This window comes from Flavobacterium shii (assembly GCF_025847235.1).
Classification (GTDB): domain Bacteria; phylum Bacteroidota; class Bacteroidia; order Flavobacteriales; family Flavobacteriaceae; genus Flavobacterium; species Flavobacterium shii.
The window spans coordinates 44,319-55,869 of sequence record NZ_JAOZEW010000020.1; the positions used below are offsets into that span (position 1 = coordinate 44,319).

Consider the following 11,551-nt stretch of genomic DNA (forward strand, 5'->3'; position numbering starts at 1 on the left):
TTAGGATTAGGCATTTAATAATTCCTCTCAACAAATATTATTGCTGTTTATATATGCGTAGATATTCCGAAGGTAAAGAACCAAATTCTTCTCTAAAGTACTTGGCAAATCTTTTTGGGGAATTAAACCCTACTTCATATGCTATTTCGGCAATTTGCATTTGGCTTTTTTCAAGAAGCTGGCGTCCACGTTTTAATCGTATGGTTCGAATAAATTCGATTGGCCCTTTACCGGTAATGGCAATTAACTTTTTGTATAAATGACTACGGCTTAGACCTAAAGCTATACTAAGGGCTTCAACAGAAAACTCAATGTCGCTTATATGTTCCTCTACTACCTTAATAGCTTTGGCTATCAGGGCTTCATCCAAAGAGGTTATAGTAATTTCTGCAGGAGAGACATCTAATTTCTGACTAAACGAGACATGACTTTTCTCTGTCCATTCTACAAATTTTTGAATGCGCAGTTTTAGCAAAATAAAATTAAAAGGTTTGGTTATATAATCATCAGCGCCTAGTTCCAAGCCTTCCATTACATGTTCTTCGGCGGTACGTGCCGTCAATAGGATAACCGGAATATGAGACCAATAAATATTAGTTTTTATCTGTCTGCAAAGTTCTATTCCGTTCATAACAGGCATCATTACATCACTTACAATAATGGTTACATTAAACTTATGCAGCAATTGCAGGGCCTCTTCTCCATTATTGGCAGTTATTACATAATATTCATCTTCAAGATTATCTTTAATAAATTCACAAAAATCATTGTTGTCATCTACAAATAATAATATTTTTTTATCTGTAATGATATTTATTCCTTCATCTTCTTCAATAGCAAATTCGTTTAAAAGATTTTCTGTTGAATATTCTTCTACTGTATCTAAATCAGCCATTCTAATTGGGATCCGGAAGGTAAAAATACTACCCTGCGGCACATTATCTGTAACATTTATTGTTCCTCCGTGAAGATTGACATATTCATGTACAATATGTAATCCTATACCTGCTCCGGTTTTTTCCTGTTCCTGCTGAGCCTGATAAAACCGTTCAAAAATATGTTCTTTTTCTTTGTTGCTAATGCCAGATCCTGTATCAGAAACACTTACAGAAACAGTATCATTTACTTGTTTTATATGGATTCGGATTGTACCTCCATCCAGAGTATACTTGAATGCATTTGAAAGTATGTTTGTAAGTATCTTTTGAACTTTATCCCGGTCAAATGACATTGTTAAACTTTCTATATCTGTGAACAACAATAGATTAATATTACGCTCTTCTGCATAAACACAAAATGAAGTGTAAATTTCATTAATAAAACTAACAAAATCACCGGACTTTAAATTCAGCCTTTCTACACCAACATCCAGTTTATGAAAATCAAGCAATGAGTTTATTAATGCCATTAGCTGTTGTGCATTTCTATACATTACACTCAGCTTTTTTCTCATGCTTTCGTTGGCTGCATCTTTCAATAAAATCTGCAAAGGGGTAATAATGAGCGTAAGCGGCGTACGCAAATCATGGCTGATATTGGTAAAAAACCTTAATTTTATCTCATTAATATGTATTTCCTTCTCATGATCAACCTGCATACGATGCTGTTCCAGTTCTATAAGATGCTTTTCTTTTGTTCTGCGAATATAAAATGTCACTGCACTAATAATTAAAATTCCATATATGATAAAAGCCCAAATCGAAAAATAGAAAGGAGGCATTACATTTATAAATAATTCTGTAGGGACATTGTTCCAAACACCATCACCATTACGCGCTTTTATTAAAAGTCTGTAATTACCGGTTGGAAGTGAAGATATTACTATTTTATTTTTTTGAGTAGGTAGCCAATGTGTATCAAAGCCTTCAATTTGATAAATATATTTCACTTTATCAGCACTCAATAAATTTCCTGTTGTAAACTGCAAGGAAATAAGTTTATCATCATGCCTGAAATTTAACTCGGAAGTTAATTGCATTGGCTGATCGAGAAACTTGCGTCCATCATAGTAGGAGTCTACCTGAATAGTATTATTGCCCACTGTCAATTCAGTAAATATAACTTTTGGTGTAGATTGGTCTTTTTCAGACATTTTATTCGGATTCAAAATAGTATATCCTTCTACATTACCAAGCAGAATATCTCCATTTTGTAGTTTGCAGACAGCGCGGTCATTAAAAAAATTATTCATAAGGCCATCTTTGACCGAGTAATTTTTACTTGAAAAAGAAAATCCTCCATTTGATACTGGCCTAACAGTAAGTATTGAAAGCCCATTACTTGTTGTTACCCAAATATTATTGAGATTATCTTCTGTTATCCCTTTAATTGAATTATCACATAATCCATTTTCCTTATCAAAAGAATAAATAGTGTCCTTTTTTTGATTCCAGATAATCAGTCCTTCACTACCACCTAACCATATAATACCACGTTTATCTTTATATACATTTGCAATCAGACCTTGGGGGAAAGTTTGATTTCCTTTCTTATTGCCAAGATATAAAGTCTTTTTGTAATTCGTAATATCAATTACCAAAAGGCCAAATACAGTACCAACATACATTTTATCACCACCATCATAAAACATATCCAACGCATAAACAATATCATCAAATGGCGTAATCACAGCATTAAAATTATCCGAGTCTGATTGTAATACCTGAATTTTTCCACCTAATGATCCTATCCACAGATTTCCATACCTGTCTTCTTTTAAATTCCAAATACTATTACTGGTCAGTTTACTGTTCTTTGTAGTATACTGGATCATTTTGCCATTTTCATAACAAAAAAGTCCTTTTTGATAGGTCCCAATCCAAATACGATTCTTCCTGTCTTCCAGTATAGATATTATCGCAATGTTTGGAATCGGGAGTTTCCTAATGGTTCCTGAGTTTTTTTCTTTTATATATAATCCGTTACCATCTGTTGCTAACCAAATATTTCCATGATAGTCTTCCATTATAGACATGATGTCAGAACATTCAGGATATCGAAAATTGATAAAATTCCGGAAGCTTTCATGATAAAATGAAAGTCCTTTTTTATTGTATCCAATCCAGACAGTCTCATTGTTGTCTTTGTACAGACACTTTATACTGTTCGATGATAGGCCTTCGCCCCATGGATCAGATACTACATTTTTAAACAAATCTTTTCCTTTGTCGTAGATAAACAATCCTTTGTGGTCTGTTCCTACCCAGATTTGTCCCGGCTGATTTTCGATAATACTTGTTATATGATTGGCTTCGGTTTTTAATTTTGAAGGCAATTCTAATCTTTTCCACTCTTCAACTGAATTCTTTTTGTAAAAAACCTGTTCACTTTTATCCGAACAAATCCACAGCCCATTATTACCATCTATGTAAACTGTATTGGCAGCATTAACAGCATTCTGTTTTATAAAGTCAGGTAATTCTATAAAGGTTAAAGCTCCGGAATTTTTATCCATTTTCCAGAAAACCCCTGAATTATATTGAATTGCGTACAGAAATTTACCATTATCAGCAACAGAAATTTCCTCTTTTAAAGGAGTCTTTAATTGGAATACAGAAGTCTTTTTTTTCTTAATATTATAAAAAAACACCTTCTTTTTGTTTAGCACCCAGAGATTACGATTTTTATCAACAAAAACTTTAGCATTAAACTCCGACTCTATCCCCAGATTAAGCAACAACACTTTTGTATCTGAAAAGGAATCTTTATCTCTTTTATATACCATGTAAGAGTACCCAAAGTCTATCCAGATATTACCCATATCATCTTCCTGCAATTCAAGTATATTATTTGAAGACAGAGCATTAGTTACACCTGAATGCGTTTTATAAACCTTAAATCCATATCCGTCGTATCTATTTAGTCCAGACTCTGTACCTAGCCAAAGAAATCCGTAACTATCCCTTAGAACAGACCTGACATTATTATTGGAGAGACCTTCATTAGTTTCTAAATGATGAAAAACATAGGGAGACTGTCCAAAAACACTTTGAAAAGTAACTATCAAAAATACTGTACTTAATAAGTATAAGAATCCTTTATTTTTTTTCATGTAAAATAGTTTATTTCAACTTTTGGATAGCTAAAAAATTATTAATATTCTTTAATTTCTATAATAAAAAAATTTACAAATCAATTAAATTTTGGACTTTTTATTAAGACTCATTCAGATATAAATATACTTCCATTATTTCATTTTTTTATATGATTTAATTAAATAAAACACTTCTAAATTCATCCAAGTAAAGGATAAAAACATGGAAGTAATAATTTATTTTCATACCTCATGTATCGATTACTATCATTTTAACCTAATCGGAAACGACAACGCCTTTGAAGCCCCATTCCTCTCGCAAAATGGTGTTGAGCATATAATCGTTTTCACATAAATATTCGCCTCTAAACTTGTTGTAGGCGCCCATTATACTGTATGCTTTTGCTTCTTTTACGGAAGCTTCAAATGCTGGTAAATAAATTTCACGAAGGGTACGTTCATCCATTTGAACATCGTAAAAATCCCGATTGGTTTCTTGATTATTGGCTGCAAAATGTTTAACATAAGCCATTACATCATTATCTTGTAAACCAATTACCATTGGTACTGTTAATTTTTTATTAAAAAAAGGATCTTCCGTCATGTACTCATACGTTCTTCCTCCAAGTGGTGTTCTCACAATATTTATAGCTGGTGAAAGCAACATATCTTTATCTCTGGCACGCTATTCTTGCCCAACGCTATTCCCAAAAGTATAAGCCATCTCTTGATTAAAAGTCGCAGCCAAAGCACCTGCAGCGGGATAATAAGTTGCAAAATCATTTGTTAATCCGGCAGGAGCCCAACTATCACGTGAAATTTCTTCACGAACACCCAAAGGACCATCGGCCATTTTCAATTCCGGAATTCCCAAACGTTTTACACCACCAGTAGAAAACATGCTATTGCCATGCAACATTCCTATTTTTTCCTCCAGTGTCATTTGAGTAATCAATTTGTCTATTTGGGCATCGTATTTTGAAGTTAACGATTTTACTGTGATTATTGTTGGTTTCATTTTTTTACTTTTGACTGTTTGAGAATTAACTTGATAACCCGAAAACAGTAACATTGAAAAAATGGATAAAGTGATTATTTTATTTTTCATTTAGATTATTTTTACTTTATGGTTTTGTAATTATTTTAATGTAATAGTTTGTTGGTGACCATCATAATTAACTACTTGCCCTTGAACATCATATACAAATGCTTTAGGATTTTCTTTACTCACGGGAACAATGACAAATTTTCGGTTTTTTAACATTCCTTTAAATTCTCCTTTTCGCTCGCCAATAGTTAAAACACCGTTTGTTTCATTATAATTGAATGCAATAGTAGAATGGAATCCTTTTTCATAATTATAATTTACACCTTCATCTTCATATAAATTAAAACTTCCGTTCTTTCCTTTATATACATAGAGAATAATAGTATCTGCTGGTTTTTCATCAGTATATTGTACTTCTGGTCCTACTGGAATAATAGCACCTTCAGGAATAAATAATGGAATGCGACCGTATGGTGCGTCTACAGATAAAGTTTGTCCGCCCTTAATATATTTAGCTGTATTAAAATCATACCAATTAGTTCCTGCAGGAAAATATACATTTCTTTTGCGATCTCCATATTTATAAACTGGACAAACCATAAAATTTTGACCAAACATAAATTGATCATTACTATTTACAACGTTTTTATCGTTAGAAAAATCCATTACTAAAGGACGCATAATAGTATAATCGTCAAAATGGGTCATCCCTGCCATGGTGTAGATATAAGGCATTAATCTATAACGCAAATTATCATAAAACAAAATGGACTCATATGCAGGATGTCCTTTAGGAGCTATATTCCATGGTTCACGATAAGGGAATTGCCCATGTGATCTATATAATGGTGCAAAAACACCAAATTGATGCCAACGTGTATTTAATTCTCTCCATTCTTTATTGTCGGCATTTTCTTTTCCATTTTTATCGTATTCCGTTTGAGCTGCCACATAACGATCTTCAACACAGAATCCACCAATATCCATAGTCCAATATGGAATACCACTAATGGCAAAGTTTAAACCTGCCGAAATTTGTGCTTTCAAATCTTCCCAACGTGTTGCAATATCACCACTCCATGTTGCTGTTGAATAGCGTTGTAATCCTGCAAAACCAGATCTGGTTAATAAAAACACACGTTTATTTGGATCTACACTACGTTGCCCATTATAAATGGCTTCGGCATTCATCAGAGCATAAGTATTGAAATATTCTGTTGCTGATCCTAAAGCTGTTGGCCCTTGCAGTTCTTTACGATAGTCCATATCCGTACAATCTAGAACATTTGGTTCACTGGCATCCATCCACCAGGCATCAATTCCTGTTGGATATAAATTTTCATAAATTTGTTTCCAAAATAGTTTTCGTGCACCACCCGAATAAGCATCATAGAAAGAACCTACATAACCAGGACCAACCCAGTCACGAACATTATCTTTTATGGCTTGTTGATACATCCATCCTTTTCGGTCAAATTCTTTAAAATGTTCTGTTGTTTTATAAAACTTAGGCCATACCGAAATCATCATTTTTCCATTCATCGCATGGATAGAATCTACCATCGCTTTTGGATCAGGAAAACGTTTTGGATCAAATTTATGGCTTCCCCAAGAATCCTCTTCCCAGTAATTCCAATCTAGTACAATATTATCAATAGGAATCTTACGATCTCTGAATCCTTTTAAATTGCTTAAAACTTCATCTTCGGTTTTATATCGTTCACGGCTTTGCCAATAACCCATTGCCCATTTTGGCATAATTTGAGCTTTTCCTGTTAGGGTACGATATCCTTTGACTACCTCATCCATAGAATTACCATGAACAAAAAAATAATCTAATTTTTTGTTCATTTCACTCCACCACACTTGATTGCTTTTCTCTTCAACTAATTGAGGTGTTCTTACTCTTAATCCGCAATAGGATGTTCCTCCATTTGGTTTCCATTCTATTCGTAAAGGAACTCGTTTACCAGCTTCTAAATGCATAGAAAACTTATAGCTATTAGGATTCCAAGCTGTTCTCCAACGCTCTGGAACTACTAATTGATTGTTCAAATACACTTTAACATAACCTGAATAATATAAAGTAAATTTATATTCTCCATTTTGTGGCGCTTCAATATCACCTTCATAAGTAACGTTAGCGTTTTTTAAAGGAAAATTTTCTGGTAAATTTTTAAAACTTTTAATATCTTCAAAGAAAACAGATGCTTCTTTTCGAACTAGTTCTATTTTTCCATTATCTGGCGTAACATAAGTACCTGTTAAGTTATTAGGCTCACCATTTTTATCGAATAATTTAAAAACAGCATTTAATTGCTCATAAGGACGACTGTCTCCAAAACGGCTTAATGAATAACTATCCCATAAAAGACCATAATTTTTATTTGAAACAATAAATGGTACCGAAACTTTAGTATTGTATTGAAATAATTCTTCGCTTTTGTCCTTGTAATTAAACTCGTCTGATTGATGTTGTCCTAAACCATAAAAAGCTTCATCTTTTGGCGAATCGAAAATTTGACGAATTGTATACCCCTTAGTTCCTTCAACTTCTATTGGACTAAATGTTTTACCTCCACCAGATCTTTCTGCCAAAATAATTTTTCCGTTTTTATCTTTAAACTTAATACCTCCATCTTTTGACGAAATCATAACATTTAAAGTTTCAGTAGCTAATTTGATAGAATCTTTTACTTCGGTAACCTGAAACGGAACAGTCCCAATATTAGGCACAATAATTAAACTGGAATCTTTTGAAAATGCGTTATCTGCTGTCGCAGACACATGTATCAAATCATTCCCTAAAACCTGCAAGCGTAATTTACTTAATGCTAATTCTTTAGAATGACTTATGTTTACAATTACACCATCATCAGTTTTTTCGTACTGTTTAGTAGCGCAGGATGCTAATACCAATCCGGTAATTAGACTTAAGTATATTTTATTTCTTTTCATACATGTAAAAATTATTTGTAATAAATCGTATAATATTGTCTTTTTATTTATCCGCCTTTGTTTGCAACAAACAACTTATTAATGGCTATTTCATATAATTTAGTTAGATTATGCTTCATAAAAACTTAATCTCCAATTTGCGTTTGTTTTCCACTTTTTTTCTGTATTTCTACCACTAATTGATTGTAGTGGTTTCCGATGTTTTTTTCTCCCCAAAACTGACCCCAAGTTTCATCAAAAGTAGATTTTCTCACACTTTTGATTTCGAAATCAGTACTTAAATTTTCATTTAATTTTAGTAAAAATCTTACATATAATATTATAACCATTTTATTAATAACCATTTAAACAATACCCTTAGGGACATTTTCACTAACTTACATTTTATTTTACCGTCAGGTAAAACTACTTAATAACTATTCTTTTTACTTTGACTAAATCCAGAGATTACAATTGAGAAGTAAAGCAACTATTATATTTTTTGTGTCATTTTCAATTTTTAACTAATAATTCAATAAACCAGGGAGACTATAAAACTCCCCAGTCTAAAAACTAACCAAGTTATTATTTTACCAATTCTATTTGATAGTATTTTTTTTCTTCTAGCAAATTTGATTTATTACATAATTATTCCTTTTTCAGAAAAGCTTATTATACTTGTTTGATCAAATTAGTCAATTCAGTTTTAAGTATATTAACTAACATTCAAAATAATTAATGATTTAATATATAATCAACAAGTTAAATTAGAATGATTGTTGAAAAAATACTTTATTTTTCATTATTAAAAATTCTACAAGAAATTACATTTACAAATATCCTTAAAACCCCATTACCTTATGGTGTTCTTTTGTGTCAAAACACTACCTCATTTGTTGCAATTTCACCATATCAGTAGTCTTTTCATTAATACGTATACTAAAAATTGGAAAAACCGGTCAAATTGACCACCAGTTTCCAGTGTAAATTGACCACCATTTTTCGGGGTAAATTGATCATTAAAAACTACTAGCTTTTTCATGTTGTTAGAACCATACATTCGTTAAAAAAACACGGATTATGCCAAACAAAATAACAGACATGAGTAAAATTAGAAAAGTAATTAAATTCTATTGTAATGGAAAAAGTAAGTTATTTATAAGTAGCTACTTATCCCTATCTAGAAATACAGTAAAGAGGTATTCGATATGCAAACAAAAAGTAGAGAAAAAGTTAAGCTACATTTTTGTAATTAGTTAATTTATTAAATTCTTCAATAGTTTTATAGTTCAAAGCAGAGTGCCTTCTTTTTTTATTGTACCAAATTTCGATGTATTCAAAAATTTCAAGTTCCATTTGTTCTTTAGTAATTAGTTTATTTCCATAAATTAATTCTGTTTTTAGTGATTTGAAAAAACTTTCTGCAACAGCATTATCCCAGCAATCTCCTTTATGGCTCATACTTCTAGTGACAGTCTTAAAAGAGTCAAGCATATTAGTAAAGCTTTTATTAGCATATTGAATTCCTCTGTCGGAGTGGAATATTAATTCATTTGTAATTTTTCGATTTTTAAGTGCCATTTTCCAAGCTGCTACTGTAGTTTGTTTAGTACTCAAACCATTGCTTAGACTCCAGCCAATTATTTTTCTATCGAACAAATCCAAAATAATTGTGAGATACAAAAATCCGTCCTTTGTTTGAATATAAGTTATATCTGAAACCCAAGCTTTAGATGGTTCTTTCACTGTAAATTCTCTTTTTAAGATATTTGGAACAACAAAATGATTATGTTTTGAATTGGTTGTTACTTTAAATTTTTTACTCAATTTACTGTACAAACCTAATTGCTTCATGTATTTAGCGACTGTTATTCTAGATATTTGATATCCTATATTTTGAAGTTCTAAAGTAATTCTTGGACTTCCATATCGCTGTTTAGTATTAAAATATATTGAAGTTATTGCTTCTTTTATTAAAATCACTCGTTTTTACCTTTCTGAAACAATCTGTTTTTTCCATTTATAGTAACTGCTGTTGCTTACTGCTAAAACTTTGCACATCTTTTCAATCGAATATATTTTTTCATGGTCTTTTATGAAAAGATAAATCATCAACCTCCCTTGGAAAAGATGCTTATTGCTTTTTTTAAGATATCACGTTCTAATTCTGCTTCTTTTAATTTTTTTTCAAGTTCATGAATTTTTTCTTGTTCCGGACTTAGTTTTAAATTGCCTTTTCCAGGAAAACTTCCCGTTCCAAATTCTTGAAAATCTTGGCGCCACTTATAAAGCAAAGCAGCTGTTATACCTAGTTCCTTGGCAAGTAGAGAGATATTATCTCTTTCATAACTTAATTGGACTGCTTTCTCTTTGAAAATGCGGTCGTAATTTTTACGATTTTCTTTCATGGTCTAAAGTTAAGATTTTGTCCTTAACTAGAACTCCACGCTAAGTTAGCACATCCATATTAGTAATGAAAAGAAAGAAAACATATTTTTCTCTTATAAAATCCTATACTCTTACCGCTGCCCGCTGCCATGAAAGAAGCATAAAGTCTATAAAAATCATAATTCACAACTTATAAAAATCTTATGAAATCTGCTTCTGGATTACCTGAAGCAGTAAAATAATTTTAAACTTTTCTGGATTTAAATTTTATATTAGTACTTCTAAAACACCCGGCCGTGAAATTAAAAGCAGGCAGAATATAATAGTTCTTTTCATAATTTCTCTGCCAAAAAAACTACTTAAACAATCTAAAAAAATTTCAAACAGTAAAACTAACTAACTAACTAACTAACTAACTAACTAACTAACTGATGAACAGCTTAAACTTTTTTATTATGGAGGACTTCAGGAATGGAATAACGTAAAAGAATATCTGATGGATACCTGTCTTACTGCTCACGACAATTATAAATCAACTCTAAATTATTTCGAGATTGAATACAATTAAAAAATAGGACAAATCAATCAATTTCACAAATTAAACCTTATACTTACAGCATAAAGAAGAGTAGCAGTAAAAATACAATTCAAATAACTAAAAATAACTGGTTAGCCTTAAAAAATTGAGAGTTTTATTTTTATGGCAACTTCGTGGCAACTCAGGTTAAAAAAAAGAATAAATGCAGTATAGGCAAGGGTTTATGGCTTAAGGTTCGAATCCTGCTCTCCCCACGAAAAGGGGAAAAGAAGTAAAAAAGGCAACTTTATCAATCTTTTCAAAAAACCCGAAAAACGTGTTAAAACCTACAAATCCAAGGATTCGCAGGTTTTTTGCATTTAAGGCAGTTTTCAAACTTTATAAAAATGGGATCAGGTGCAAAAGTTGGGTATTAAAGTTCTTCTAATACTGCAAAAAAACAATAAATATGTTGTTTCATTTTAGAATTTGCAACCAAATAAAAAAATAATTTCTGAATTTATTTTGTAAATTTGAGTTTAGCATCTATCTGAATATTATCTTTTTTAGAAAGTGCACCAGCCCCCCATTAATATTATTTAATACGATCGTTTAACTGCCTGTCTAT

The 11,551-nt window shown here is 31.5% G+C and carries 4 protein-coding genes and 2 pseudogenes; all 6 read right to left on the reverse strand.

Annotated features, from left to right (window positions below):
- Nucleotides 1-37: 37 nt before the first annotated feature.
- Nucleotides 38-4,051: a two-component regulator propeller domain-containing protein gene (locus OIU83_RS17555; RefSeq protein ID WP_264207559.1), complete on the reverse strand. Its 4,014-nt coding sequence runs from the start codon at nt 4,049-4,051 to the stop codon at nt 38-40.
- A 259-nt stretch (nt 4,052-4,310) separates the two neighbouring features.
- A pseudogene (locus OIU83_RS17560) lies at nt 4,311-4,703 on the reverse strand (glycoside hydrolase family 3 N-terminal domain-containing protein); the annotation flags it as partial.
- Between the two features lie 15 nt (nt 4,704-4,718).
- Nucleotides 4,719-5,141, reverse strand: coding sequence for a hypothetical protein (locus tag OIU83_RS17565; RefSeq protein WP_264207561.1), 423 nt, complete (start codon nt 5,139-5,141; stop codon nt 4,719-4,721).
- Between the two features lie 30 nt (nt 5,142-5,171).
- On the reverse strand, nt 5,172-8,039 hold the full coding sequence (locus tag OIU83_RS17570; RefSeq protein WP_264207562.1) for a TIM-barrel domain-containing protein: 2,868 nt from the start codon (nt 8,037-8,039) through the stop codon (nt 5,172-5,174).
- Nucleotides 8,040-8,164: 125 nt separating this feature from the next.
- Nucleotides 8,165-8,368 carry a glycoside hydrolase family 97 N-terminal domain-containing protein gene (locus tag OIU83_RS17575; protein WP_264207563.1) on the reverse strand — a complete coding sequence of 68 codons (204 nt, stop codon included), beginning with the start codon at nt 8,366-8,368 and terminating at the stop codon, nt 8,165-8,167.
- An 883-nt stretch (nt 8,369-9,251) separates the two neighbouring features.
- A pseudogene (locus OIU83_RS17580) lies at nt 9,252-10,426 on the reverse strand (IS3 family transposase).
- Nucleotides 10,427-11,551 lie beyond the last annotated feature (1,125 nt).